The organism is Kitasatospora sp. NPDC088351, from assembly GCF_040685575.1.
In the GTDB taxonomy this organism is placed as follows: domain Bacteria; phylum Actinomycetota; class Actinomycetes; order Streptomycetales; family Streptomycetaceae; genus Kitasatospora.
Window position 1 is genome coordinate 91,565 of record NZ_JBFBIL010000015.1, and the last position, 26,752, is coordinate 118,316.

Here is a 26,752-nt window from a genome sequence, read left to right on the forward strand (position 1 = left end):
CGCACCATCGGCACCCGGACGGCCCGCCCCCACGCGAGCCGACGGCCTCCCCCACAGGAGATGGAGTCATGCCACCTGCCCGACACCGGCGCCCACGCGCCGTCCACACCCTGCTCGCCGGAGCCGGCGCGATCGCGCTGGGCCTGAGCGGCCTGGTCCTCACCACCGGCGCCTCCGGTGCACCGAGCGCGGACGTCGACCTGATCGAGAACGGCGGCTTCGAGGCCACCAGCCACCTCGGCGGCTGGACCTGCCCCACCGGCAGCACGGCCCAGACCACCACCGTCCACTCCGGCTCGTACGCGCTGCGCGCCACCCCGGGTGCGGGCGACACCGGCGAGTGCACCCAGACCGTCACGGTGAAGCCGTCGTCGACGTACTCGCTGAGCGCCTGGGTGCAGGGTTCCTACGTCTACCTCGGTGCCCGCGGCACCGGCGCCGCCGCGGACCCGGGCACCTGGACCAACTCGGCGAGCTGGTCCAGGCTCGCCACCACCTTCACCACCGGTGCCACCACCACCAGCGTCACCGTCTACCTGCACGGCTGGTACGGCCAGCCCGCCTATCTGGCCGACGACATCTCACTGATCGGTCCCGGTGACCCCAAGCCCACGCCGACCGACACACCGACCCCCACCGACACCCCGACGGACTCGCCCAGCCCGACCCCGACGGACACCCCGACGGACCGGCCCGGTCTGCCCAAACACCTGCTGACCGGTTACTGGCAGAACTTCGACAACGGCGCCACCGTGCAGCGGATCAGCGATGTCCCGGCCGCGTACGACATCATCGCGGTCGCCTTCGCCAACGCCACCGGCACACCCGGCGGGCTGAGCTTCGCCGTGGACGGCAAGCTCTCCTCCCGGCTCGGCGGCTACACCGAGGCCCAGTTCAAGGCCGACATCGCGGCCAAGCGGGCGGCCGGCAAGAAGGTGGTCATCTCGGTCGGCGGCCAGGACGGCACCGTCTCGGTGAACAGCTCCGCCTCGGCCACCACCTTCGCCAACAGCGTCTGGTCACTGATGCAGACCTACGGCTTCGACGGGGTCGACATCGACCTGGAGAACGGCATCAACGCCACCTACATGGGCCAGGCGCTGCACTCGGTGGCCGCGAAGGCGGGCAAGGGATTCATCCTCACCATGGCGCCGCAGACCATCGACATGCAGTCGACCGGCATGGAGTACTTCAAGCTGGCGCTGAACGTGAAGGACATCCTCACCATCGCCAATATGCAGTACTACAACTCCGGCGCCATGCTCGGCTGCGACGGCGGCGTCTACTCCCAGGGCTCGGAGAACTTCCTGACCGGGCTGGCCTGCATCCAGCTCAAGGGCGGGCTCCGGCCCGACCAGGTCGGCCTCGGCGTCCCGGCCTCCACCAGCGCGGCGGGCGGCGGTTACGTCAGCCCGAGCGTGGTCAACAACGCGCTGGACTGCCTGGCCGCCGGCACCAACTGCGGGAGCTTCAGGCCCGACACCACCTGGCCGGGGATCGGCGGGGCGATGACCTGGTCGACCAACTGGGACGCCGCGGCGGGCGGATCGATCGCGAGCAGCATCGGCGGACATCTGCACGCGATGCCGTAGGCGCCGGGCTGGACCGGGGCCCGGGCCGGGGTTCAGACCCCGGCCCGGGCCTCCGGAATCTCGGGGCACGGACCGCAGTGCCGGCGGCGCAGCTCGGCGGTGATCTCGGCCAGCTCGCCCTCGGGCAGCAGCGGCAGCATCATCGCGACGCCCTGGAGCAGGCCGCCGAGCAGGAAGGTGGTGTCGGCGGTGGTGGACACCAGGCCGCGGACCTCGGCCACCTCACCGGCCGCGACGGCCTCGATCAGCCGGGCCGCGTCGGCGGTCTCCTCGTCCACGGCCACCCCGCCGGTGTCGGCCGGGGCCCGCCGGGCCATCGCGTGCAGGACCCGGTCCCCGACCTCGGGCGCGTACGCCTTGCGCACCGCCTCGGCGGCGATCCAGGCCAGCAGGGTGGTCACCTCGCGTTCCGCGTGCTCCTCGAAGAGCCGGTCCAGCGCGTAGTCGAACGCGAGCTGGTTTCCGTGTCGAAACGCGAGCAGCAGCGTCGCCGCCCTGGCCTTGGCCTCCTCGACCGCCTCAGCAGACAGTTCGTCGGCCAACTCCTCGGTCACCACCACGCCATACCCTCCCGTCGGTCATCGGCTCTGCGGAACTCCTGCACACCGTACACATCCGACCTGTGAACTTCCGCGAACGCGCGCGGGCAAGACCCGAATGAATTCGGACGGAATAGGACCTCACCCGGTCCGGGATGAATATTCGCCGGAAGGGAGCAATGTGATTGGGCTATTAGGACGACGGATTAACGGGTGGCGGGAAATGGCGAGGGGCCGCACCCCGCCGAGGCGGGATGCGGCCCTGGTGAGCCGTCGGCCGGTCAGGCCTGCGGCAGCGCCGCGAGCTGGGCGGTGATCCGGGCGATGTCGGCCTCGGCGGCCTCCTGGCGGGCACGGATCTTGGCGACCACGTCGTCCGGCGCCTTGGCGAGGAACGCCTCGTTGCCGAGCTTGGCCGTGGTCTGGGTCTTCTCCTTCTCGGCGGCCGCGAGGTCCTTGGCGAGACGCTTGCGCTCCGCCGCGACGTCGATGGTGCCGGAGAGGTCCAGCGCCACGGTGGCGCCGGCGACCGGGAGCGAGGCGGTGGCCGTGAAGCCCTCGCCCGGGACGGTCAGCCGCAGCAGCGAACGGATCGCGTCCTCGTGGACGGCGAGCACGGTGCCGGCCAGGCCAAGCTCGGCCGGGACCTTCTGCGCGGGCTGCAGGCCCTGGTCCGAGCGGAACCGGCGGACCTCGGTGACCACCTGCTGGAGCGTGGCGATCTCCGCCTCGGCGGCGGTGTCCCGGTAGCCGCTGTCCTTCGGCCACTCGGCGATCACCAGGGACTCGGCGCCGGTGAGCGTGGTCCACAGGGTGTCGGTGACGAACGGGACGACCGGGTGCAGCAGCCGCAGGGTGAGGTCCAGGACCTCGCCCAGCACCCGGCGCGAGGCATCGGCCTGCGCGCCGCCCTTGGCCAGGGTGGTCTTGGAGAGCTCGACGTACCAGTCGAAGACCTCGTCCCAGGCGAAGTGGTAGAGGGCGTCGGAGACCTTGGCGAACTCGTAGTCGTCGTAGAGCGCGTCCACCTCGGCGACGGTGGCGTTCAGCCGCGACAGGATCCAGCGGTCGGCCGCGGTCAGCTCCTCCGGCGCGGGCAGCGGGCCCTCGACGGTGGCGCCGTTCATCAGCGCGAAGCGGGTCGCGTTCCAGATCTTGTTGCAGAAGTTGCGCGCGCCCTTGACCCAGTCCTCGCCGATCGGCACGTCGGCGCCCGGGTTGGCACCGCGGGCCAGGGTGAAGCGGACGGCGTCGGCGCCGTAGGCGTCCATCCAGTCCAGCGGGTCCACGGCGGTGCCGGAGGACTTGGACATCTTCTTGCCGAACTCGTCACGGACCAGGCCGGTCAGCGCGACGGTCTTGAACGGCGCCTGGCCGTCCATCGCGTACAGGCCGAACATCATCATCCGGGCGACCCAGAAGAAGATGATGTCGTGGCCGGTGACCAGGACGTCGGTGGAGTAGAACTTCTCCAGGTCCGGGGTCTGCTCGGGCCAGCCGAGGGTGGAGAACGGCCAGAGGCCGGAGGAGAACCAGGTGTCCAGGACGTCCGGGTCCTGGTGCCAGCCCTCGCCGCTCGGCGGCTCCTCGTTCGGGCCGACGCAGACGACCTGGCCCTCGGGGCCGTACCAGACCGGGATCCGGTGGCCCCACCAGAGCTGGCGCGAGATGCACCAGTCGTACATGTTGTCGACCCAGTCGAAGTAGCGGCCCTCCAGGCCCTTCGGGTGGATCTCCACCTTGCCGTCGCGCACCGCGTCGCCGGCGGCCTTCGCCAGCGGGGCGACCTTGACCCACCACTGCAGCGACAGCCGCGGCTCGACCACCGTGTGGCAGCGCGAGCAGTGGCCGACGGCGTGCATGTACGGACGCTTCTCGGCGACGATCCGGCCCTGCTCGCGCAGCGCGCCGACCACGGCCGAGCGGGCCTCCAGGCGGTCCAGGCCGAGGAACGGCCCGTGCACGGTGATCAGGCCGCGCTCGTCCATCACGGCCAGCGACGGCAGGTCGTGGCGCTGGCCGATGGCGAAGTCGTTCGGGTCGTGCGCCGGGGTCACCTTGACGGCGCCGGTGCCGAACTCCGGGTCGACGTGCTCGTCGGCGACGACCGGGATCTCCCGGTCGGTCAGCGGCAGCTTGATGGTCCGGCCGATCAGGTGGCGGTACCGCTCGTCCTCGGGGTGGACCGCGACCGCGGTGTCGCCGAGCATCGTCTCGGCCCGGGTGGTGGCGACGACGATCGAGTCCTCGCCCTCCCCGTAGCGGATCGAGACCAGCTCGCCGGGGACCTCCTCGTGCTCCACCTCGATGTCGGAGAGCGCGGTGAGGCAGCGCGGGCACCAGTTGATGATGCGCTCGGCCCGGTAGATCAGGCCGTCGTCGAAGAGCCGCTTGAAGATGGTCTGGACGGCCTGGGAGAGGCCCTCGTCCATGGTGAAGCGCTCGCGCGACCAGTCCACGCCGTCGCCGAGGCGGCGCATCTGGCCGAGGATCCGGCCGCCGTAGTTCGCCTTCCACTCCCAGACCTTCTCGACGAAGGCCTCGCGGCCCAGGTCGTGGCGGGAGAGGCCGGACTCGGCGAGCTGCTGCTCGACCTTGTTCTGGGTGGCGATGCCGGCGTGGTCCATGCCCGGCAGCCAGAGCGTCTCGTAGCCCTGCATCCGCTTGCGGCGGGTCAGCGCGTCCATCAGCGTGTGCTGGAAGGCGTGGCCCAGGTGCAGGGCGCCGGTGACGTTCGGCGGCGGGATGACGATGGTGTACGGGGGCTTGTCGCTCTTGGCGTCGGCGGTGAAGTAGCCCCGGTCCACCCAGCGCTCGTACAGCTCGCCCTCTACCTCCGCCGGGGCGTAGGTCGTCGGGAGGGTGGCTGCGTCGTCCCCGGCGTGAGTGCTCGCGGGGCGCTGGTTCGTCGTGTCGGTCACGACGCACAGTTTACGTAACCGGGGGGGCGGGTTACGAACCGCTTTCACCCGGCGGACTCCGCGCGTCCGGCCGGTCCGCCGCCGGGGACACCGCGGTCGTCGCCAAGTGGCCCTCCCCGCACGGCAAGAGCCCCGCACCGGCCGGTGCGGGGCTCTTCCGTCAGACTCGGGTCAGGCGCTCTTCTCGCGCCGCTCCCGCTTGATCATGTCGCGCGGGACGAGGGTCGGGATGGCGTGCTTGGAGACGACGTCCCCGGTGACCACCACGCGGGCGACGTCCTGGCGCGAGGGGACCTCGTACATCACGGACATCAGCACCTCCTCCATGATGGCCCGCAGCCCGCGCGCGCCGGTGCCGCGCAGGATCGCCTGGTCGGCGATGGCCTCCAGTGCGTCCCGGGAGAACTCCAGCTCCACGCCGTCCAGTTCGAAGAGCTTGCGGTACTGCTTGACCAGCGCGTTCTTCGGCTCGGTGAGGATCTGCAGCAGCGCCTCGCGGTCCAGGTTGTGCACGCTGGTGATCACCGGCAGCCGGCCGATGAACTCCGGGATCATGCCGAACTTGACCAGGTCCTCCGGCATCACCTGACGGAAGTGGTCGCTGGCGTCCGACTCCCGCTTGGAGCGGATGTTGGCGCCGAAGCCGATGCCCTTGGCACCCGCCCGGCCCTCGATGATCCGCTCCAGGCCGGCGAACGCACCGCCCACGATGAACAGCACGTTGGTGGTGTCGATCTGGATGAACTCCTGGTGCGGGTGCTTGCGCCCGCCCTGCGGCGGCACCGAGGCGGTGGTGCCTTCCAGGATCTTCAGCAGCGCCTGCTGCACGCCCTCGCCGGAGACGTCCCGGGTGATCGACGGGTTCTCGCTCTTGCGGGCGACCTTGTCGATCTCGTCGATGTAGATGATCCCGGTCTCGGCCTTCTTGACGTCGTAGTCGGCCGCCTGGATCAGCTTCAGCAGGATGTTCTCGACGTCCTCGCCGACGTACCCGGCCTCGGTCAGTGCGGTGGCGTCGGCGATCGCGAACGGCACGTTCAGCATCCGGGCCAGCGTCTGCGCCAGCAGCGTCTTGCCGGAGCCGGTCGGCCCGAGCAGCAGGATGTTGGACTTCGCCAGCTCGATGGCGTCCTCACGGCCGTTGCCGCCGCTGCGGCCCGCCTCACCGGCCTGGACACGCTTGTAGTGGTTGTAGACGGCCACCGACAGCGCCTTCTTGGCGAGGTCCTGGCCGACCACGTACTGGTCCAGGAACTCGTAGATCTCGCGCGGCTTCGGAAGCTCCTCGAAACGCACCTCGGAGGTCTCGGCGAGCTCCTCCTCGATGATCTCGTTGCACAGGTCGATGCACTCGTCGCAGATGTACACGCCTGGGCCGGCGATCAGCTTCTTCACCTGCTTCTGCGACTTGCCGCAGAACGAGCACTTGAGCAGGTCGCCACCGTCTCCGATGCGTGCCACGAGGTGCTTCCCCTTCGCCAGGGGCCCCGCGGGGGTTCCGGGGCCTGGTGCTGTGGACCGTCAACGCCGTCGGCGATCGGTCTCGCTATCCGACGGTACTCTGCCGGGCCCCTGATTCCGTCCTCTTCGCCAGGTCTGCCCTACGCCCTGGGCGAATTGATACCGAACAGATGCCGACACCGATGCCGCCGGTGTGCCGGAGGCGGGGCGCGCAACGGCTTGCGCGCCCCGCCCCTGGACCCCTCCCGCCCGATGGCGGGCCAGGAGGGAAGGTGCCGGCCTCAGGAGGTCAGCGAGGACTTGCGGGTGGAGATGATCTGGTCGATCAGACCGTACTCGAGGGCTTCCTCGGCGGTGAGGATCTTGTCGCGCTCGATGTCGTCGCGCACCTGCTCCACCGGCTTCTTGGAGTGCTTGGAGAGCATCTCCTCCAGCTGCTCGCGCATCCGGAAGATCTCCTTGGCCTGGATCTCCAGGTCGGAGACCTGGCCGCGGCCGGTCTCGGTGTACGGCTGGTGGATCAGGATCCGGGCGTTCGGCAGCGCCATCCGCTTGCCGGGGGTGCCGGCCGCGAGCAGCACGGCCGCCGCGGAGGCCGCCTGGCCCATGCAGACGGTGGTGATGTCCGGCTTCACGTACTGCATGGTGTCGTAGATGGCCGTCAGGGCCGTGAACGAACCGCCGGGCGAGTTGATGTACATCTGGATCTCGCGGTCCGGGTCCATCGACTCCAGGCACAGCAGCTGCGCCATGATGTCGTTCGCGGAGACGTCGTCCACCTGCGAGCCGAGGAAGATGATGCGCTCCTCGAACAGCTTCGCGTAGGGGTCGTACTCACGGACGCCCTGCGAGGTGCGCTCGACGAAGCGCGGAACGATGTAGCGGCCCTCGGCACGCATGTCCTCGACGCGCGACTTGGCGCTGGAGAGGCTGGGGATGTTCATGGGGGTTCTTGTCCTCCGGAGCGTTGTGGCTGTGGTCTCGTCGGCCGGGCCGAGGCTCAGGCGCCGGTGCCGCCGCCGCCGGGGACGTCCGCGGCGCTGTGCATGATCGCGTCGATCAGGCCGTACTCCAGGGCCTCCTCGGGCGTGAACCAGCGGTCGCGGTCGGAGTCCGCGGTGATCTGCTCGAAGGACTGGCCGCTGTGGAAGGCGATCAGCTCGGACATCCGCTTCTTGGTGCGGAGCAGCTGCTCGGCCTGGATGCGGATGTCGGTGGCCGAACCGCCGAGGCCGGCGGACGGCTGGTGCATCAGGATGTTGGCGTTCGGCAGCGAGAAGCGCTTGCCCTTGGCGCCGGCGGTCAGCAGGAACTGGCCCATCGAGGCGGCCATGCCCATCGCGATGGTGACGACGTCGTTCTTGATGTACTGCATGGTGTCGTAGATCGCCATGCCGGCCGAGATCGAGCCGCCCGGGGAGTTGATGTAAAGGAAGATGTCCTTGTCCGGGTCCGCGGCCAGCAGCAGCAGCTGGGCGGTGATCTTGTTGGCGATGTCGTCGTCGACCTGCTGGCCGAGGAAGATGATCCGCTCGTTGAGCAGCCGGTTGTAGACCTGGTCCCCCAGGCCGCCGAGCACGTCACCAGAGGCGGCGTGCGGCGCCATCGGGCCAGGCATCTGCATCTGCGGGAACGTCACTTAGCCACCTGCTCAGTCGTTTTGGACGGTCGCTCCACGGCCGTCACGCTGTCGCACAGCTTCCGGGTATCACGTCGTGATTGTTGCTGTCCAAGGACCCTAACGCGCAGGCCGGGCCGCAGAATCCCTCACGCAGAACTGTTCGCTGTGAGCGCAGGGTCCGCGCGGCGCCCCGGGGGAACGCACAGCGGGCCCGGACACCACGTACGGCGTCCGGGCCCGCTGTCACGTCAGGGCGACCGGGGCGATCAGGCCTCGGTCTTCTCCTCGGCCTCGGCCTCGACGGCCGGGGTCTCGGCGGCGGCCTCGACGGTCTCGCCGGACTCGTCGGTCTCCTCGTCGTCCGCGAAGTCGACGACGTTGCCCTCGGTGTCGACGACCTTGGCGGCCTCGACCACGGTGGCGAGCGCCTTGCCGCGGGCGACCTCGCCGACCAGCAGCGGCACCTGGCCACCCTGGACGACCTGCTGCGCGAACTGGTCCGGGGTCAGGCCCGAGCCGGCGGCGCGGCGGATGAGGTGCTCGGTGAGCTCCTCCTGGTTAACACCCAGCTCCTCGTCGGCGACGATCTGGTCCAGGACGAACTGGGTCTTGATGCCCTTCTTCGCCTGCTCCTCGGTCTCCGCCAGGAACTCCTCCTCGGTCTTGCCCTGGGTCTCCAGGTACGAGGCGAGGTCGAGGCCCATCGGCTCCAGCTGGTGGTGCTCGAGGTTGTGCTTGCGGGTCTCGATCTCGTCCTTGAGGAGCTTCTCCGGGAACTCGATCTCGACCAGCGCCAGCAGCGCGTCCAGGACCTTCTCCTGGGCCTGGGTGGCCTGGTCGTACTCCTTCATGCGCTCGAGGCGCTTGCGGGAGTCGGCGCGCAGCTCGTCCAGGGTGTCGAACTCGCTGGCCAGCTGGGCGAACTCGTCGTCCAGCTCCGGCAGCTCCTTCTCCTGGACGGCGGTGACGGTGACGGTGACCTCGGAGGTCTTGCCCGCCTGGGTGCCGCCCTTGAGCTCGGTCTCGAAGGTGGCGGTGCCACCGGCCTCCAGGCCCACGACGGCGTCGTCGATGCCGTCGATCAGGCGGCCCGAGCCGATCTCGTAGCTGACGCCGTTGGCGGTGCCGTCCTCCGGCACCTCACCGTCGACCTTGGCGATCAGGTCGACGACCACGATGTCGCCGGCGGCCGCGGCGCGCTCGACGTCCTTGACCGAGGAGAAGCGCTCGCGCAGCTGCTCCAGCGACTTGTCGATGTCCTCGTCGGTGACGACGATCGGGTCGACCGTCACCTCGATGGTCGAGAAGTCCGGCAGGGTGATCTCCGGACGGATGTCCACCTCGGCGGTGAACTTCAGGTCGCCGCCATCGGCGATCTTCTCGACACCCTCGATGTTGGTGATGTCGGGCTGGCCGAGGACCTCGATCTTGCCCTCGTCGACGGCCTGCGTGTAGAAGCGCGGCAGGGCGTCGTTGACAGCCTCTTCCAGCACGGCACCACGGCCGAAGCGCTGGTCGATGACCCGGTTCGGGATCTTGCCCTTGCGGAAGCCCGGTACCGAGACCTGCTGGTTGATCTTCTTGTACGCCGCGTCGAGGCTGGGCTTGAGCTCCTCGAAGGGCACCTCGACGGTGAGTCGAACCCGGGTCGGGTTCAGAGTCTCGACGGCGCTCTTCACGGTTAGGTCTCCTATGGGCTTGCGGTCAGGTTGCCTCCGCCCTTCCCGGCCGCCGGCCGAGGCCGGTTGATGCGGGTCGGGCGAGACGGGCGATGGGCGGTTGGAGCTGCATCTCCCGTGGGGGGGGTGGACGGTGAGCGTGACTCCTCGCCCTCATGCGGTTGACCTGGGTGGACGCCGCAGGGACTACCGCCAGCGCCCCATCCTACCGGTACCACGAAAGGCGGACGCCAGGTCACCGCCGCCGGCGGCCGCTCAGGCCTTCGCGGCGGGCTCCGCGGCGGGCTCCGAAACCTGGCCCCCGGTACCCCCGGCCGGTACCTGCCGCATGGTGGCGACGGCGTCGGAATCCCTTACCAGCAAGGCGATCACGGCCGCGGCCAGGGCCAGACCGGCGGCGGTCAGGAAGGCGGCGCGATAGGCGGCGAGGTTCGCCACAGGCGTACCCGAAGCGTTCACGGTGACGGCTCCGACGGCGGTCAGCACGGTGCCGAGCACCGCGACCCCTAGCGCGGAGCCGAGCTGGCGCTGCGCGTTGTAGAGGGTGGAGGCGGCGCCGGTGGAGCGCGGGGTGATGGTGGCGAAGGCGGCGGTCTGCGAGGGCATGAAGACGTGCGCCATCGCGAAGCCGGTCACGAACATCAGCGCGCGCACCGCCCAGAGGTTGCTGTCCGGGCCGATGGCGGCCATCAGGGCGAGGCAGCCGGCCACCACGACGGCACCGGCGGCCAGGATCCGGCGCGGGCCGATCCTCGGGTAGAGCCGGCTCGCCACCTGGGAGGCGAGCATCACGCCGAGCGCCTCGGGGAACACCATCAGACCGCTGTGCAGGGCGTCCATGCCGAGCGCGTCCTGCATCAGCAGCGGGAAGAGGTAGAGCATGCCGAGGAAGGCGGCGCCGGAGAACAGCGAGAGCAGGTTGGTGGTGCGGAAGATCCGGTCCCGGAAGAGCCGCAGGTCGAGCATCGGCTCCGGGAGGCGCAGTTCGACCACCACCAGGGCCACCAGCGCGAGCAGGCCGACGAGCGCCGACACCAGGATCCGCGCGCTGGCCCAGCCCTCGGACGCGCCCTCGGAGAGCGCGTACATCGCGGCGCCGAAGCCGACCGCGGAGAGCAGGAACCCGGCCGCGTCGAACCGGCCGGCCCGCTCGGCGCGGTAGTCGGGCAGGAAGAGCAGGCCGAAGACCAGCGCGGCGATGCCGACCGGGACGTTCACGATGAAGACCCAGTGCCAGGACCAGCCGTCCACCAGCCAGCCGCCGAGCACCGGCCCCGCGGCGGGCGCGACGGCGGTCGGCAGCATCAGGATCCTGGTCGCCCGCATCCGCTCCTCCTGCGGGAAGGCGCGGAAGAGCATGGTCATCCCGACCGGGGTGAGCAGGCCGCCGGCCGCGCCCTGGAAGATCCGGTAGAGGGTGAGCGAGGTCATCGAGCCGGCCGCGCCGCAGAGCAGCGAGGCGAGGGTGAACAGGGCGAGCGCGACGAGGAAGACCCGGCGGGTGCCGAAGCGGTCCCCCAGCCAGCCGGAGAGCGGGACGAAGACCGCCAGGCTGACCAGGTAGCCGACGTTGATCACCCCGACCCCGGCCGGGTCGGTGCCGAACTGGCGGCCGATCGCGGGCAGCGCGACGTTGACGATCGTGGTGTCCATGATCGACATGAACAGCGAGGCGACGAAGACGACTCCGACCGCGATCTTGGGACTCATCCTCATCGGGGCTCCAGCATTTGGGTGAAAAATCAACGACCCACGATGCCGGACCGGGCGGGGAAACGACAACAGGGCCCCGCCGACGGCGAGACCCTGCCGCACACTGTCGGGGTGACCGGATTCGAACCGACGGCCTTCCGCTCCCAAAGCGGACGCGCTACCAAACTGCGCCACACCCCGTGGTGCCGAGAGGAAGCGTACACGCCGGGCCCTCCCCGTTCGGCGACATGTCCGAGGCCCTTGGAACGAATGTGGTGTGCGCGCAGCCGACCGGACCAGGTACGCTGTTCCCCGACCTTCCGTCCGGCGACGGCCGGAGGATCATGCGGGCGTAGCTCAATGGTAGAGCCCTAGTCTTCCAAACTAGTCACGCGAGTTCGATTCTCGTCGCCCGCTCCAACTGCCCGGCCCCGGGGAGACGGTCACCGTCTCCCCGGGGCCGTTCGCGTTCCCGAGGGTCCGTCAGGGCCGGCCGGACGCCGCCCGGGTCTTCAGAGTCCCAGTCGCAGCGCGCGGGCGGCGGCGCGGTCGAGCAGCCGGTGGATGTCGGACTGCCTGGTCGCGGGGCGGTCGTTGAACTCGTCCGGGGAGGCGACCGGACGGCCGGTGGCGTGCAGCACCTCCATCAGCTGGACCCTGGCGATGCGGACGGTGACCGGGGTCCCGTAGCCGTGGGCCAGGACCGCGGCCTGGGCGCCGAGCAGGCAGACCCGGCCGGCGGTGTCCCACATCGCGCCCTGCACCCAGCCGAAGGCGCCGATGTAGCGGGAGGCGAGCCGCAGGTGGTCGGCGGCGGTCACCGGCACCGGGCGGGCCGGGCGGCGGAGCACCCGGTCGAGCAGGGTGGCCCTGGGCAGCGGCCAGCCGGCGTGCCAGGGGCTCAGGGCGGAGCCGAGCGGACAGACGTACGGCGGCGGGGTGCGCGCGGGGGCGGGCAGTGAGGCCAGGTACGCCTCGATCTCGGCGACCAGGCCGGAACCGAGCAGGCCGGGCCCGAGCGGACCGGGTCCGGCCGCAGCGGCTCCGACCGGGCCGAAGCCGTCCGGAGCGGAGCCGTCCGGGGCGGGCGGGAGCAGCGGAGACGGCCTCGGGTCGGTGCGGGGCATGCGGGTTCTCCAGGCGGTGGCCTACGGTTACCGCTACCCAAAATGGTGCATACAGGGCATTCCCGCGACCGGAGGGCCCCGCGCCATGACCCCGCGACAGTTTCCCGGCGGGGCTCCGGGCCGATAGCCTCGGCGGCGTTCGACCGTAGTTCGAGAGCGTTGCGAACCCGAGGTGAAGGAGTTCCGGTGCGTCCCCAGGACCGACTGGCCGTCATACAGCGCTGTGTGGTCCGCGAGATGGCGCGCCTCGGGCAGGAGTTCACCGCCGACGGCGAGGTGGTCCGGGGCCCGGGGACGACCGCGGTGGCCGTCCGGGAGCACCCCGGCGACGAGGGCGCCGGCCATGTCGACCTGGGCTTCGTGCTGCACCTGGGCCGCGCCGACGCGCCGGTGGTCTGGGACTGCGCGGCGGGGCTCGGGAAGACCGAGGAGGAGAAGCTCGCCAACGCGGTGCGGATGTGGGCGACCACCACCGCCTCGGTGCTGGTGGAGCTGCGGGACGGGCACGGTGGGCTCGCCGACCACGCCGACCACCCCGAACTGCCCGGCTGGCACGCCGTCCAGGGGCCGGCGGCGGTCTTCGGCTTCGGCAACGAGCGGCTGGCGGGCTGGCTGGCGGAGCACCGGGTGCTGCCCGCGCTGGCGCCCGCGCTGCTGCCGGAGCTGGCCGGCCGGAGGCTGCACGGGGTGAAGCTGTTCCTCGGCGGCAAGTCGGGGGACGACGTCGCCGAGGTCAGGGTGAACGGGGAGGTGTCGGAGGCGGCGTCGGCGGCGCTGCGCGCGCTGGACTGGCCGCGTGGTGAACGGCTCTGCTGGGCCCGGCTGTTCGTCCTGCTGGCGGCCCCGGGCGCTGCGGACCCGGGCCCGGAGACCTCGTCGGCGGGCGCCCTGACGCCCGCCCCGACCCGCCCCGGGACCCCGGCGGCGGCGCGCCCCCGGGGACTGTTCAGCCGCTGGCGGCAGGCCAGACGGGCCGGCCGGTGACGCGCACGGACGGCCCCCTCCCCCACCGGCCCCACCGGGGGCCCGGCCGGTCAGCCGGCGATGTTGGAGATGCTCTTGGCGATCTGGCTCAGGAAGTCCTGGATCGGCTTGGCGGCCGTGCTCTGGTTGAGCATGAAGCCGAAGAGGGCGGCCAGGATGGCGTGCCCGACTTTCAGCTGCTTGTTGCGGATGAAGATCAGGCAGATGACGCCGAACAGGACCAGCGCGGAGACGGAGAGTGCCACCCGGACTCACTTCCTCGTTTCATAGCGGGACGCCATCGGCTGGCAGCCCCTGCGAAGCCGGACCCCGGCCTGTCCGACGGTCCCGAGGCGGAATTGGGGATCGTCCGACACGTCGCGGTCGGAGAGGGAGCCCGCTATGGCCGCACGGTGTCTGTCCTGCCGCACGTGACGCCCCCCATCCCCCGAATCCTGACCAGTCCCGCCCGGACTCAGTGTGGTCGAACGTGCCGATTGCGTAAAGGTCTGACTGTCAGTCGAACGCCGATATCCTGCGATGCGAGACGACTTTCCGCCGACCGAGACGATAGTCGAGTCGTTCTGACGAAACATCGGCGGGGCGCCGCTGAGCGGCCGGAAAACGCCCGGCGGGCCGGAGCGGAACAGGCTGGTCCGCTCTGCTGACGGTGGACCGGAAATGGCTGAAGATCAGCTACCAGGCTTGACAGCGGCTGCCCTTGGCATGTGCCCCGTTCAAGGGCGGCCGAGGAGGCGTCAGTCACGCCAGAGCAGCAGCACCGCGCGGTCGTCGTTGATGTCCCGGGCGACCGTCTCGATCAGCCGGGAGGCCGCGCCGCTGCCGGCGTCGGGACCGCTGCCGGGGACCAGCCGGTCGGCCTCGCCCATCAGCCGGTCCATCCCCTCGGAGAGGTCCCGGCCGGGCGCCTCCACCATGCCGTCGGTGCAGAGCAGCAGCACGTCACCGCGGTTCAGCCGGCCGCGGACGCCCTCGAACTTGGCGCCGTCGTAGATGCCGAGCAACGGGCCCTCGGTGGCCTCCTTGATCTCCCAGCACCCCGCGCCCGCGAGCCGCTGCATGCCCGGCAGGTGCCCGGCCGAGAGCAGCTCGTACTCACCGGTGTCCAGGTCGAGCACCAGGTGGACGGCGGTGGCGAAGCCCTCCTCCCAGGACTGGCGGAGCAGGTAGCCGTTGGCGGCGGGGAGGAAGTCGTGCGCGGGCAGCGAACCGACCAGGCCGCCGAAAGCGCCGGAGAGCAGCAGCGCCCGGGAGCCGGCGTCCATGCCCTTGCCGGAGACGTCCGCGAGGACCACCTCCAGCACCCGCTGGCCGGGGCCGGTCCGGGCGGCGACCACGAAGTCCCCGGAGAAGGACTGCCCGCCGGCCGGGCGCAGCGCCATATCGGCGTGCCAGCCCGCGGGCAGCTCGGGGACGCGGCTCTGCACCCGCAGCCGCTCGCGCAGGTCGAAGAGCATGGTCGAGCCGCCCCACCAGGGCACGCCGACCCGGCTGCGGAACTGGGCCAGCAGCAGACCGCCGACCCCGGCCGCACCGACCACCAGGGCGGCGCCGGGGGTGACGCCGTAGGTGTAGGCGTCCGGGTTCTCGCTGGCGACCCGCTGGCCGGTGTGGATGACGGACTCGGCGGAGAGGCCGAGCGCGGCCAGCGCGTACAGCACCACCAGGGAGCCAGGGCGAAGCAGCAGGGCGGCGGCCAGGATGGGCAGCACCAGGGAGGTGGGCGGGGCCCAGGCGGGGATCCAGATGTTGAGCAGGATCAGCAGCGGGACCAGCAGGGACAGCGCGCAGAGCACGGGCCAGTCGGCGGCGCCGCCGCGGAAGTAGTCGACACCGGCGGTGCGCAGCCTTCGGCGGACCCGGCGGAGCCTCTTGCGCAACCGGGCCGTCACGGGGTCCGACACCACAGCGGCGCCGGGCCTCGTCGCAGTCGTCTGGGGCGGTGCGCCCGGCGGTCTGCCAGCCATGGGGCCCGACCCTATCCAGCGGTACGGGTCGGCGTCGACGGCTCGCGCACGGGCGGCAGCGGCGTGGCGCGGGCGCGTCAGCGGGTTTCGGCCGATTGCGGCGGTCGCAGCCGCTGCGTCAGGAAGCATGCGCCGGTTGGGCGTACGAACCACACGGACGGCGCCTGCGCCCCGCGCGCACCATTGTTTGCGCGCCGGCCAGGCGGAGTGGGCGCCGTGGGCGCTGTGGCCGATGACACAGCCTGTGACACAGCCGTCGGCGGGGCCGGTGACGGCGGCGGTGACAGCGTCGGTGACTCCGCCGCCGGCGCTCGCTCCACCGCACGCACGACGGCCGGCCGCGGTGGGGACACGCGGCCGGCCGTCAAGGAGTCGGGAGGGGTGATCAGCCCTGCGGGTGATGGGCCGGGATGGGCGGGAGCTCGCCGGTGGTCTCGTAGTCGCTCAGCATCTCGATCCGGCGGGTGTGCCGCTCGTCGCCGCTGTACGGGGTGTTGAGGAAGACCTCGACGAACTTGGTCGCCTCCTCCCGGGTGTGCATCCGGCCGCCGATGGAGACCACGTTGGCGTTGTTGTGCTCGCGGCCGAGCGCGGCGGTCTGCTCGCTCCAGGCCAGCGCCGCCCGCACGCCCTTGACCTTGTTGGCGGCGATCGCCTCGCCGTTGCCCGAGCCACCGATCACGATGCCCAGCGCCTGCGGGTCGGCGGCGGTGCGCTCGGCGGCCCGCAGGCAGAACGGCGGGTAGTCGTCGGCGGCGTCGTAGATGTGCGGCCCGCAGTCGACGGGCTCGTGGCCGGCCTCCTTCAGCCACTCCACGAGGTGGTTCTTCAGTTCGTATCCGGCATGGTCGGAGCCCAGGTACACGCGCATGCCCATGAGTGTGGCATGCGCGCGCGCCCGGGCCGCGCAGGGGGCGCTCAGCGGCGGCCGAGGAGCTTCCAGGCGAGCGGCAGGGCCCCGGCCGCGAAGGCGGCCTTCAGGGCGTCGCCGACCAGGTACGGGTAGAGGCCCAGCTCGGCGGCCCGGGCCAGCGGGACGTCCAGCGAGAAGGCCAGGTACGGCACGCCGACGGCGTAGATGGCGAGGCTGCCGAGGACCATGGTGGCGGCGGTGTTCAGCGGGGTGCGGTCGGCGCCGCGGCGGGCCAGCGCGCCGGTGAGGCCGGCCGCGAGGACGAAGCCGAGCACATAGCCGAGCGAGGGCATCGCCCAGCCGGAGGTGCCCTCGGCGAACCAGGGCAGGCCCGCCAGGCCGGCGAGCAGGTAGAGGCCGAGCGAGGCGATGCCCCGGCGGGCCCCCAGCGCGGTGCCGACCAGCAGCGCGGCGAAGGTCTGGCCGGTGACGGGCACCGGCGAGCCGGGGATGTTCACCGAGAGCTGGGCGGCCACACCGGTCAGGGCGGCGCCGCCGGCCACCAGGGCCAGGTCGCGGACCTGGGCGCCCAGCCGGGTGCTCGCGGCGGGCAGCAGGTCGGCCAGAACGGCGCGGCTCGGTATCGGGGTGCTGGCAGTGGCCATCGGGGTTCCTCCGCACGGTGGGGACGGGTCGGCGATCGGATGATCAGGTGAGTGAACATCTGTGAACCTACGCGCTGATCCACTTCGTCACCGTCGGGGAACCTGACAAACCGCCGCGGGCGGACGTTGTCGGGTCCGGCCGAGACGACGCAATGTGATCTCCTGCGCCGCTTACCGTCACCGGCCGGTCCGCATCGTGGTCCGGAATGGGGCATTCTTGGCATGGACAGCCGTGTCACCGGATATTGGGCAAATCGCACCGCATTCCGAACAGTCTGGATCCACCCTCATGGCCCGTACCACCGCGCCGTCGACGCCGGGGACGACCTCCACCGCTTCCCCGGCCGGCGGCCAGCAGCTCTCCCACGGCCTCAAGCAGCGTCACCTCTCGATGATCGCGCTGGGCGGGGTGATCGGCGCCGGCCTCTTCGTCGGCTCCGGGGCGGGCATCGCGGCGGCCGGGCCCGCCATCATCCTGGCGTTCACCTTCTCCGGCCTGCTGGTCATGCTGATCATGCGGATGCTCGGCGAGATGTCGGCCGCGCGCCCGGCCTCCGGCTCCTTCTCCGTGCACGCCGAGAAGGAGCTCGGTCCCTGGGCCGGGATCACCGCCGGCTGGATGTACTGGGTGATGCTCTGCTGCGGCGTCGCCGCCGAGGCCACCGCCGCCGGGCGGATCGTCAACGGCTGGGTCCCCGGCGTCTCGTCCTGGGTCTGGGTCGCCCTGTTCATGGTCTTCTTCTGCGCCAGCAACCTCACCGCGGTGAAGAACTTCGGCGAGTTCGAGTTCTGGTTCGCCGCCATCAAGGTCGCCGCGATCATCGCCTTCCTGGTGCTCGGCGCGCTCGGCGTCGCCGGCGTGCTCGGCCCTGGCGCGCCCGGCACCCACAACCTCACCGGCCAGGGCGGCTTCCTGCCCACCGGCGTCAGCGGGCTGATCGTCGGCCTGCTCGCCTCGGTGTTCGCCTACGGCGGTCTGGAGACCGTCACCATCGCCGCCGCCGAGTCCGACGACCCCAAGAAGAACGTCGCCAACGCGGTGCGCACGGCGGTCTGGCGCATCGCGATCTTCTACATCGGCTCGATGGCCCTGGTCGTCACCCTGGTCTCCTGGAAGGACCCGGCGGTCGTGCAGAACGGCCCCTACGTGACGGTCCTGCGCCACCTGGGCGTGCCCGGTGCCGGGACGATCATGGAGGCCGTGGTGCTGATCGCCCTGCTCTCCGCGATGAACGCCAACATCTACGGCGCCTCCCGGATGGCGTACTCGCTGGTCGGCCGCGGCCAGGGGCCCAAGGCGCTGGCGAAGGTCGGCGGCGGGGTGCCCCGGCGGGCCGTGCTGGCCTCCTGCCTGTTCGGCTTCGCCGCGGTCCTGGCCGCCAAGTTCTGGCCGGACACCGTCTTCACCTGGCTGATGAACACCACCGGCGTCGCCATCCTGGTGGTCTGGCTGTTCATCTGCGTCGTCCAGCTGCGGATGCGCCGCCGGCTGGAGCGCGAGGCACCCGAGCTGCTCAGCGTCAGGATGTGGGGCTACCCGTACCTGACCTGGATCGCGATGGCCGCCGTGGTCGGCATCCTCGGGCTGATGACCACCACCGAGGGCAACCGGCAACAGCTGTACGCGGCCGGTGTGCTGGTCGCCGTGCTGTCCGCGGCGGGCCTGCTCAAGCAGCGCCGGGACGTCCGGGCGCACTGAGAACGGCACAGCACGAGGGCCCGGTACCGCTCGCGTCGGTACCGGGCCCTCGTGGTGTGCGCTGCCGGGGCTACTCGAAGGACGGGCCCGCCGTGCGGGTGCGCTTGATCTCGTAGAAGCCGGGGGTGGAGGCGACCAGCAGGGTGCCGTCCCACAGCCGGGCGGCGGCCTCGCCGCGCGGGGCCGGGGTGACCACCGGGCCGAAGAAGGCGACCCGCTCGCCGTCCACGCCCTCGACCGCGATCACCGGGGTGCCGACGTCCTCGCCGACCAGGGTGATGCCCTCCTGGTGCGAGGCGCGCAGGGCCTCGTCGTACGCGTCGGTGTCGGCCGCGTCGGCCAGCTCGGCCGGCAGGCCGGCCGCGACCAGGGCGGCCTCGACGGTCTCGCGGTTCTGCGGCAGGGCCTGGTTGTGGAAGCGGGTGCCCAGCTCGGTGTAGAGCCGCCCGAGCACCTCCTCCCCGTGCTTCTGGGCGGCGGCGACGCAGACCCGGACCGCGCCCCAGGCGTTGTCCAGCAGGTCGCGGTACTCCTGCGGAAGATCACGGTGCTCGTTCAGCACGGACAGGCTCATCACGTGCCAGTTCACGTCCACCGGGCGGAGCTGCTGGACCTCGATCAGCCAGCGGGACGTCATCCAGGCCCACGGGCAGGCCGGGTCGAACCAGAAGTCGGCGGTCTTGCGCTCAGCGGCAGTCGTCACGGCTGTCGTCCTTCGTGAGTGGTGAGGCGGGCCCCGCACGGGGTCTTCCCCGGACCCAACGCCCGCCCCGCACCGCTGATTCCGGGACGACGGAGTCGGCCTGTGCAATGGTACCGGCGTGGCGAGCCGTGAAAGGATGCCATCGGTGCGTACGACACCGCACCCAGACCGCATCACCCGATGAACGCACCACCATGCGAGCCGGACAAAGGAGTACCGCCGTGCCGGGTAAGAACCTGAGCCGCGACGAAGCCCAGCAGCGGGCCAGCATCCTGGCCGTGGACGGCTACCAGGTCCGGCTGGACGTGACCTCCGCCCCCGACCCGGCGGCCGCCACCTTCCGCTCCACCACCGCGATCGCCTTCCGCTGCACCGAGCCGGGCGCCTCGACCTTCCTCGACCTGCTCGCCCCCACCGTGCGCTCGGTCGTCCTCAACGGCCGCGCGCTCGACCCGGCCACCGCCTTCGACGGCGCCCGGGTGCACGTCGACGGCCTGGCCGCGGAGAACGTCCTCGTCGTGGACGCCGACTGCGCGTACAGCCGCACCGGCGAGGGCCTGCACCGCTTCACCGACCCGGTGGACGGCGAGACCTACCTCTACACCCACTACGAGCCGGCCGACGCCCGCCGGGTCTTCGCCGACTTCGAACAGCCCGACCTGAAGGCGCCGTTCACCTTCACCGTCGCCGCGCCGGCCGCCTGGGACGTCCGGTCCAACGCCGTCCACGAGCGCGTGACCGACGAAGGCGCCGCCCGCGTCTGGGAGTTCGCCCCCACCCAGCCGATCTCCACCTATCTGACCGCCGTCGTCGCCGGCCCGTACCACGTCGCCCGCGACCACTACAGCCGCGTGCTGCCCGACGGCACCACCCTGGAGATCCCGCTCTCCGCGCTGTGCCGCAAGTCGCTCGCGCCCTACTTCGACGCGGACGAGATCCTCGGCGTCACCAAGCTCGGACTCGACTTCTTCCACGAGGAGTTCGACTACCCGTACCCCTTCGGCAAGTACGACCAGGCCTTCGTGCCCGAGTACAACATCGGCGCGATGGAGAACCCGGGCTGCGTGACCTTCCGCGAGGAGTTCATCTTCCGTTCGAGGGTCACCGACGCCGCCTACGAGAGCCGGGCCAACGTCATCCTGCACGAGATGGCCCACATGTGGTTCGGCGACCTGGTCACCATGCGCTGGTGGGACGACCTGTGGCTGAAGGAGTCGTTCGCCGACTTCATGGGCTCCTACGCGCTGATCGGCGCCCGCACCCGCTACTCCGGCGCCTGGGTCACCTTCGCCAACCAGCGCAAGGCCTGGGCCTACCGGCAGGACCAGTTCCCGACCACCCACCCGATCACCGCGGACATCCGCGACCTCGAGGACGCCAAGCTCAACTTCGACGGCATCACCTACGCCAAGGGCGCCTCGGTGCTCAAGCAACTGGTGGCGTACGCCGGTTCGGAGGCCTTCTTCGAGGGCGCCCGCCGCTACTTCAAGCGGCACGCCTTCGGCAACACCGAACTCACCGACCTGCTGGACATCCTGGAGGAGACCAGCGGCCGCGACCTCAAGTCCTGGGCCGCCACCTGGCTGCAGACCGCCGGTGTCAACTCGCTCACCCCGCAGGTCACGGTGGACTCCGAGGGCCGGATCACCGAACTCGCCCTCCTCCAGGACGGCGAGACCCTGCGCCCGCACCGGATCGCGGTCGGCCTCTACGACCGGGACGCCGACGGCACGCTGGTGCGCACCGAGCGGATCGAGCTGGACGTCACCGGCGCCCGCACCGTGGTCGCCGAGGCCGTCGGCCGCGCCCGGCCCGCGCTGGTGCTGCTCAACGACGACGACCTGACGTACTGCAAGATCCGTTTCGACGCCGAGTCGTTGGAGACGCTGCGCACCGGTCTCGGCGACATCCGGAGCGACCTGGCCCGGGCGCTCGCCTGGTCCGCGGTGTGGAACCTGACCCGCGACAGCCTGATGCCGGCCCACGACTACGTCGCCCTGGTGCTGCGCTTCGCCGGGCAGGAGTCCAACATCGGCGTGCTGCAGTCGCTGCACCAGCAGGCCAGGAGCGCCGTCGACCTGTACGCCGACCCGGCCTGGCGCGGCGAGGGCGGCCGGCTGCTGGCCGACGGCGCGCTGCGCGAGCTGCGCGCCGCCGCCCCCGGCAGCGACCACCAGCTGGCCTGGGCCCGCTTCCTGGCGCAGACCGCCAGTGGTTCCGAGCACCTCGGCCTGGTGCGCGGCCTGCTGGCCGGCACCGCCCGGATCGACGGCCTGGACGTGGACCAGGAGCTGCGCTGGTCGCTCTGGCTGGCACTGGCGGTGGCCGGCCAGGCCACCGACGAGGAGCTGGCCGAGGAGCTGAAGGCCGACCACACCGCCAGTGGGAAGCGGCAGTACACCGAGTGCCTGGCCGCCCGGCCGACCGCCGAGGCCAAGGCCGCCGCCTGGTCGGCCGTGATCGACTCGGACGAACTGCCCAACGCCCTGGTCGAGGCGAACATCGCGGGCTTCGCGGTGCCCGCCCACCGCGACCTCACCGCGCTGTACGCGGCGCCGTACTTCAAGCTGCTGGAGCGGGTCTGGGCCGAGCGCACGATCGAGATCGCGATGCGGATCGTCGGCGGCTTCTTCCCCCGCGCGCAGACCAGCGAGCAGACCCTGGCCGAGGTGGACGGCTGGCTCGACGGCCACCCGGGCGCCGCGCCCGCGCTGCGCCGGCTGGTGCTGGAGTGCCGTGACGACCTGGCCCGGGCGCTCTCCGCGCAGGCCTGCGACCGCGGCTGAGCCCGGCCGTCCGAAGGGAGGACCCCGCCGCGAACGTTCGCGGCGGGGTCCTCGGTTTGCGGGGCCTGTCAGCCTGCGGCGGGCCTCAGTTGCCGCGCAGACCGCGGTCCAGGGCGGCGATCCCGCTGCCCTGGGCGTCGTCGCCGTCCAGCGACCAGACCATCACACCGGCCAGGTCGTTCCAACGGGCGTAGCGGGCCTTCTCGGTGAGCACCTCGGCGCTGTCGTAGCTGTAGAAGGTGCTGCCGTCGTACTTCCAGGACGCGCCGTGGTCGCGGTCGACGTAGACCTTGCCGGGCAGCGCGTTGATCTCCTTGTAGGACAGGTCGGGGGCGGCGCTGCTGGCCGGCTGGTGCAGGCCGTCGCGGTTGCCGGCCGGGACGTTCGTCCAGCCGTGGCCGTAGAGCGGCGTGCCGAGCACGGTCTGCTGGGACGGCAGGCCGAGCTGGGCGTAGTGGTCGACGGCCTTGTCCGCGCTGCGCTGGCGCGGCTCGGGGTCGTGCGGGTCGGAGTAGAGGTTGGCCTGGTGGTTGGTCGGGCCCTTGCCCTCCCACGGGCCGTGCAGGTCGTAGGTCATCAGGTTGAGCCAGTCGATCGACCGGGCCAGCTCCGGCAGCTCCAGCCGGTCCGCGACGGTCTCGTTGGCGGCCACGGCGGCGGTCAGCAGGTAGTGCGGGCCCTTCTTGCCGCTGAGCGCGTCCAGCTGGCGGCGGAACTCCTGCACCAGCAGGGTGAAGTTGCGGCCGTCCTCGGGCCGGACGATGTTGCCCTCGTCACCGCCGCCGCCCGGGTACTCCCAGTCGAGGTCGATGCCGTCGAAGACGCCCGCGGCCACACCCGTGCCGCCCTCCGCGGTGCCGAGGCGGGGCAGGTTGCCCTTGAGGTAGAGGTCGACGCAGGAGGAGACGAACTTCTTGCGGGAGGCGTCCGTGGCGGCCGCGTCCGAGAAGTACTTGGACCAGCTCCAGCCGCCGAGCGAGATCACCGTCTTCAGCTGCGGGTTCTTGGCCTTGAGCTTGCGCAGCTGGTTGAAGTGGCCCTTGAGCTGCTGGTCGGCGGTGTCGGCCACGCCGTCCACCGACTCCGCGGCGCTGAACGGGCGCTGGTAGTCGTTCAGGGCGTCGCCCTGGCCCGCGTCGTTGGTCTCGAAGCAGGTGCCGTCGGCGGAGACGTTGCCGAAGGCGTAGTTGATGACGGTGATCTTCCCGGCCTGGCCGGACTCCTGCACCCGCTTGGCGGAGCTGTCGGCGCCCCACTGGGTGAAGTAGCCGACCCGCTGCCCCTTGAGCTTCGGGCCGTTGTCACGGTCCTGGGCCTGGGCCGTGGGGGCGGCGATCGTGGCGGCCACCGTGGCGGCGGCGATGAGGGCAGCGGTACGACTGAGCATGCGCATACGAGAAGACCTGCGGCTTTCTCTGATTCAGCATCAAATGGTCTGGACCAAGCTGACACAGAGGTTTAGTCCATTTGATCGAGACGCACAAGAGGCCGGACCACAGTGACGCGATCCGGCCTCTTGACTGTCTCTTTACCGACGGGGGATCAGCCCCGCCGCCCCGACTGTCAGCCGATCAGGCTGCGCAGCACGTACTGCAGGATGCCGCCGTTGCGGTAGTAGTCCGCCTCACCGGGGGTGTCGATGCGGACGACCGCGTCGAACTCGATGGTCGCGGCCGCGCCGACCGCCTTGACCTTGACGGTCGCCGGGGTGCGGCCCTCGTTGAGCTCGGTCACACCGGTGAAGGAGAAGGTCTCCTCGCCGGTCAGGCCGAGGGAGTCGGCGTTCTCGCCCTCCGGGAACTGCAGCGGCAGGACGCCCATGCCGATCAGGTTCGAGCGGTGGATGCGCTCGTACGACTCGGCGATGACGGCCTTGACGCCCAGCAGCGCGGTGCCCTTGGCGGCCCAGTCACGGGACGAGCCGGAGCCGTACTCCTTGCCGGCCAGGACGACCAGCGGGGTGCCGGCGGCCTGGTAGTTCTGCGCGGCGTCGTAGATGAACGACACCGGGCCGTCGGCCTGGGTGAAGTCGCGGGTGTAGCCGCCCTCGGTGCCCGGCGCGATCTGGTTGCGCAGACGGATGTTGGCGAAGGTGCCGCGGATCATCACCTCGTGGTTGCCACGGCGCGAGCCGTACGAGTTGAAGTCGCGCTTCTCCACACCGTTGGCGGTCAGGTACTGCGCCGCCGGGGTGCCCGGCTTGATGTTGCCGGCCGGGGAGATGTGGTCGGTGGTGACCGAGTCGCCCAGCTTGGCCAGGACGCGGGCGCCGGCGATGTCGGTCACCGGGCTCGGGGTCTTGGCCATGCCCTCGAAGTACGGGGGCTTGCGGACGTAGGTGGACTCGGCGTCCCACTCGAAGGTGTTGCCGGTCGGGACGGGCAGCGACTGCCAGCGGTGGTCGCCCGCGAAGACGTCCTGGTAGCCCTTGTCGAACATGGCCTCGTCGATGGAGCCCGCGACGACGTCGGCGACCTCCTTCTCGGACGGCCAGATGTCGGCGAGGAAGACATCGTTGCCGTCGGCGTCCTGACCCAGGGCGTCCTTGGCGATGTCGATGTTCATGTTGCCGGCGAGGGCGTAGGCGACCACCAGCGGCGGCGAGGCCAGGTAGTTCATCTTGACGTCCGGGTTGATCCGGCCCTCGAAGTTGCGGTTGCCGGAGAGCACCGAGACGACCGCCAGGTCGGCCTCGTTGACGGCGGCCGAGACCTCCTCGGGCAGCGGGCCCGAGTTGCCGATGCAGGTGACGCAGCCGTAGCCGACCAGGTTGAAGCCCAGCTTCTCCATGTACGGGAGGAGGCCGGCCTTCTCGTAGTAGTCCATGACGACCTTGGAGCCGGGCGCCAGGGTGGTCTTGACCCAGGGCTGGACCCGCAGGCCCTTCTCCACGGCCTTCTTCGCCAGCAGGGCGGCGCCCAGCATGACGGAGGGGTTGGAGGTGTTGGTGCAGGAGGTGATCGAGGCGATCACGACCGCGCCGTTGTCGATCTCGTACGTCGAGCCGTCGGGGGCGGTGACGGTGGTCGGCTTCGAGGCCTCGGCGGAGTAGGCCGGCAGCGCCTCGGCGAACTTCTCGGCGGCCTCGGCCAGGATCACGCGGTCCTGCGGGCGCTTCGGGCCGGAGATCGACGGGACGACGGTGGAGACGTCCAGCTCGAGGTACTCGGAGTAGACCGGCTCGACCGACGGGTCGTGCCAGAGGCCCTGCTCCTTGGCGTACGCCTCGACCAGGGCGAGCTGCTGCTCGTCGCGGCCGGTGAGCTTCAGGTAGCTGATGGTCTCGGCGTCGATCGGGAAGATCGCACAGGTCGAGCCGAACTCCGGCGACATGTTGCCGATGGTGGCGCGGTTGGCCAGCGGGATCGCCGAGACGCCCTCGCCGTAGAACTCGACGAACTTGCCGACCACACCGTGCTTGCGCAGCATCTCGGTGATGGTGAGCACCAGGTCGGTGGCGGTGGTGCCGGCCGGCAGCTGGCCGTTGAGCTTGAAGCCGACCACGCGCGGGATCAGCATGGAGACCGGCTGGCCCAGCATCGCGGCCTCGGCCTCGATGCCGCCGACGCCCCAGCCCAGCACGCCCAGGCCGTTGACCATGGTGGTGTGCGAGTCGGTGCCGACGCAGGTGTCCGGGTACGCCTGGCCGCCGCGGACCATGACGGTACGGGCCAGGTGCTCGATGTTCACCTGGTGGACGATGCCGGTGCCGGGCGGGACGACCTTGAACTCGTCGAACGCGGTCTGGCCCCAGCGCAGGAACTGGTAGCGCTCCTTGTTGCGGCCGTACTCGATCTCGACGTTCTGGACGAAGGCGTCCGGGGTGCCGAACTTGTCGGCGATGACGGAGTGGTCGATGACCAGCTCGGCCGGGGCCAGCGGGTTGATCTTGGCCGGGTCGCCGCCCAGCTCCTTGACGGCCTCACGCATGGTGGCGAGGTCGACCACGCACGGCACACCGGTGAAGTCCTGCATGATCACGCGGGCCGGGGTGAACTGGATCTCCTGGCTCGGCTGGGCGGTGGCGTCCCAGTTGCCGAGGGCGCGGATGTGGTCGGCGGTGATGTTCGCGCCGTCCTCCGTGCGGAGCAGGTTCTCCAGCAGCACCTTGAGGCTGTACGGCAGCCGCTCGGAACCCTCGACGGCGGAGAGCTTGAAGATCTCGTACGACTCGTCGCCCACCTGCAGCGAGCTGCGGGCGTCGAAGCTGTTCGCGGACACGACTGACTCCTTCTAGGTGCTTCGTGCGGTATCCGGCCCACGCGGTGGTAAGGTCAGCCTTACTTAGGCTTACCTTTCCCGCATCGCCGGCGAGCGCCTCTCGGCAAGTATCTTGATGTCGAGATATATCGTAGTGGGCAGTTATCTCGATGTCGAGATAAACCATAGTGCATGGTGCCGCGTTCACCACGTCGGCACCACCCCCCACTCCACCCTCCGCCCACCAGCGGCCTTCGCGCAGC

General features: G+C 70.8%; 19 protein-coding genes and 2 tRNA genes. 5 read left to right on the plus strand and 16 right to left on the minus strand.

The window, feature by feature from the left end; translation table 11 throughout:
• Window positions 1-68 precede the first annotated feature (68 nt).
• Entirely contained in the window at window positions 69-1,592 is a 1,524-nt protein-coding gene (locus AB0P06_RS14335) for a glycosyl hydrolase family 18 protein (RefSeq protein WP_363607556.1), read from the plus strand.
• Window positions 1,593-1,624: 32 nt separating this feature from the next.
• On the opposite strand, the gene AB0P06_RS14340 is transcribed toward AB0P06_RS14335, so the two are convergent.
• The 8 genes from AB0P06_RS14340 to AB0P06_RS14375 all read right to left on the minus strand — a co-directional run bounded on the left by AB0P06_RS14340 (window position 1,625) and on the right by AB0P06_RS14375 (window position 11,706).
• Window positions 1,625-2,146: a hypothetical protein gene (locus AB0P06_RS14340; RefSeq protein WP_363607557.1), complete on the minus strand. Its 522-nt coding sequence runs from the start codon at window positions 2,144-2,146 to the stop codon at window positions 1,625-1,627.
• 266 nt (window positions 2,147-2,412) lie between these two features.
• On the minus strand, window positions 2,413-5,052 hold the full coding sequence (locus tag AB0P06_RS14345) for a valine--tRNA ligase (protein WP_363607558.1): 2,640 nt from the start codon (window positions 5,050-5,052) through the stop codon (window positions 2,413-2,415).
• Window positions 5,053-5,223: 171 nt separating this feature from the next.
• The gene (gene clpX / locus AB0P06_RS14350) at window positions 5,224-6,513 is read right to left on the minus strand and encodes an ATP-dependent Clp protease ATP-binding subunit ClpX (protein ID WP_063347569.1); all 1,290 of its coding nucleotides are present in this window, start codon (window positions 6,511-6,513) and stop codon (window positions 5,224-5,226) included.
• Between the two features lie 281 nt (window positions 6,514-6,794).
• Window positions 6,795-7,457, minus strand: a complete 663-nt coding sequence (locus AB0P06_RS14355) for an ATP-dependent Clp protease proteolytic subunit (protein WP_363607559.1) — start codon at window positions 7,455-7,457, stop codon at window positions 6,795-6,797.
• Between the two features lie 56 nt (window positions 7,458-7,513).
• On the minus strand, window positions 7,514-8,119 hold the full coding sequence (locus AB0P06_RS14360) for an ATP-dependent Clp protease proteolytic subunit (RefSeq protein ID WP_148645913.1): 606 nt from the start codon (window positions 8,117-8,119) through the stop codon (window positions 7,514-7,516).
• A 281-nt stretch (window positions 8,120-8,400) separates the two neighbouring features.
• Window positions 8,401-9,813 carry a trigger factor gene (tig, locus tag AB0P06_RS14365; protein ID WP_363607560.1) on the minus strand — a complete coding sequence of 471 codons (1,413 nt, stop codon included), beginning with the start codon at window positions 9,811-9,813 and terminating at the stop codon, window positions 8,401-8,403.
• 255 nt (window positions 9,814-10,068) lie between these two features.
• Window positions 10,069-11,523: an MDR family MFS transporter gene (locus tag AB0P06_RS14370; RefSeq protein WP_363607561.1), complete on the minus strand. Its 1,455-nt coding sequence runs from the start codon at window positions 11,521-11,523 to the stop codon at window positions 10,069-10,071.
• Between the two features lie 109 nt (window positions 11,524-11,632).
• Window positions 11,633-11,706 (minus strand) — tRNA-Pro (locus tag AB0P06_RS14375).
• A 145-nt stretch (window positions 11,707-11,851) separates the two neighbouring features.
• Here AB0P06_RS14375 and AB0P06_RS14380 point away from each other — a divergent pair.
• Window positions 11,852-11,925: transfer RNA gene (locus AB0P06_RS14380), tRNA-Gly, on the plus strand.
• A gap of 92 nt (window positions 11,926-12,017) precedes the next feature.
• Here AB0P06_RS14380 and AB0P06_RS14385 read toward each other — a convergent pair.
• Entirely contained in the window at window positions 12,018-12,632 is a 615-nt protein-coding gene (locus tag AB0P06_RS14385) for a hypothetical protein (protein ID WP_363607562.1), read from the minus strand.
• A 186-nt stretch (window positions 12,633-12,818) separates the two neighbouring features.
• On the opposite strand from AB0P06_RS14385, the gene AB0P06_RS14390 reads away from it, so the two are divergent.
• Window positions 12,819-13,616, plus strand: a complete 798-nt coding sequence (locus AB0P06_RS14390; protein ID WP_363607563.1) for a DUF6348 family protein — start codon at window positions 12,819-12,821, stop codon at window positions 13,614-13,616.
• A 50-nt stretch (window positions 13,617-13,666) separates the two neighbouring features.
• Here the strand turns inward: AB0P06_RS14390 and AB0P06_RS14395 are convergent, their stop codons facing one another.
• The 4 genes from AB0P06_RS14395 to AB0P06_RS14410 form a co-directional block, all read right to left on the minus strand.
• Window positions 13,667-13,861 carry a hypothetical protein gene (locus AB0P06_RS14395; protein WP_363607564.1) on the minus strand — a complete coding sequence of 65 codons (195 nt, stop codon included), beginning with the start codon at window positions 13,859-13,861 and terminating at the stop codon, window positions 13,667-13,669.
• Window positions 13,862-14,353: 492 nt separating this feature from the next.
• The gene (locus AB0P06_RS14400; RefSeq protein WP_363607565.1) at window positions 14,354-15,508 is read right to left on the minus strand and encodes a PP2C family protein-serine/threonine phosphatase; all 1,155 of its coding nucleotides are present in this window, start codon (window positions 15,506-15,508) and stop codon (window positions 14,354-14,356) included.
• Window positions 15,509-15,968: 460 nt separating this feature from the next.
• On the minus strand, window positions 15,969-16,454 hold the full coding sequence (locus AB0P06_RS14405; protein WP_363607566.1) for a ribose-5-phosphate isomerase: 486 nt from the start codon (window positions 16,452-16,454) through the stop codon (window positions 15,969-15,971).
• Window positions 16,455-16,501: 47 nt separating this feature from the next.
• Window positions 16,502-17,101 carry a biotin transporter BioY gene (locus AB0P06_RS14410; RefSeq protein WP_363607567.1) on the minus strand — a complete coding sequence of 200 codons (600 nt, stop codon included), beginning with the start codon at window positions 17,099-17,101 and terminating at the stop codon, window positions 16,502-16,504.
• Window positions 17,102-17,390: 289 nt separating this feature from the next.
• On the opposite strand from AB0P06_RS14410, the gene AB0P06_RS14415 reads away from it, so the two are divergent.
• The gene (locus AB0P06_RS14415) at window positions 17,391-18,800 is read left to right on the plus strand and encodes an amino acid permease (RefSeq protein ID WP_363607568.1); all 1,410 of its coding nucleotides are present in this window, start codon (window positions 17,391-17,393) and stop codon (window positions 18,798-18,800) included.
• A gap of 70 nt (window positions 18,801-18,870) precedes the next feature.
• On the opposite strand, the gene AB0P06_RS14420 is transcribed toward AB0P06_RS14415, so the two are convergent.
• On the minus strand, window positions 18,871-19,503 hold the full coding sequence (locus AB0P06_RS14420; RefSeq protein WP_363607569.1) for a DsbA family protein: 633 nt from the start codon (window positions 19,501-19,503) through the stop codon (window positions 18,871-18,873).
• Window positions 19,504-19,724: 221 nt separating this feature from the next.
• Between AB0P06_RS14420 and pepN the strand changes: the two genes are divergently transcribed.
• On the plus strand, window positions 19,725-22,289 hold the full coding sequence (pepN, locus tag AB0P06_RS14425) for an aminopeptidase N (RefSeq protein WP_363607570.1): 2,565 nt from the start codon (window positions 19,725-19,727) through the stop codon (window positions 22,287-22,289).
• 85 nt (window positions 22,290-22,374) lie between these two features.
• On the opposite strand, the gene AB0P06_RS14430 is transcribed toward pepN, so the two are convergent.
• A complete protein-coding gene (locus tag AB0P06_RS14430) occupies window positions 22,375-23,676 on the minus strand; it encodes a glycoside hydrolase family 18 protein (RefSeq protein ID WP_363607571.1) in 1,302 nt (433 codons plus the stop codon).
• A 176-nt stretch (window positions 23,677-23,852) separates the two neighbouring features.
• Window positions 23,853-26,510: an aconitate hydratase AcnA gene (acnA, locus tag AB0P06_RS14435; RefSeq protein WP_363607572.1), complete on the minus strand. Its 2,658-nt coding sequence runs from the start codon at window positions 26,508-26,510 to the stop codon at window positions 23,853-23,855.
• Window positions 26,511-26,752 lie beyond the last annotated feature (242 nt).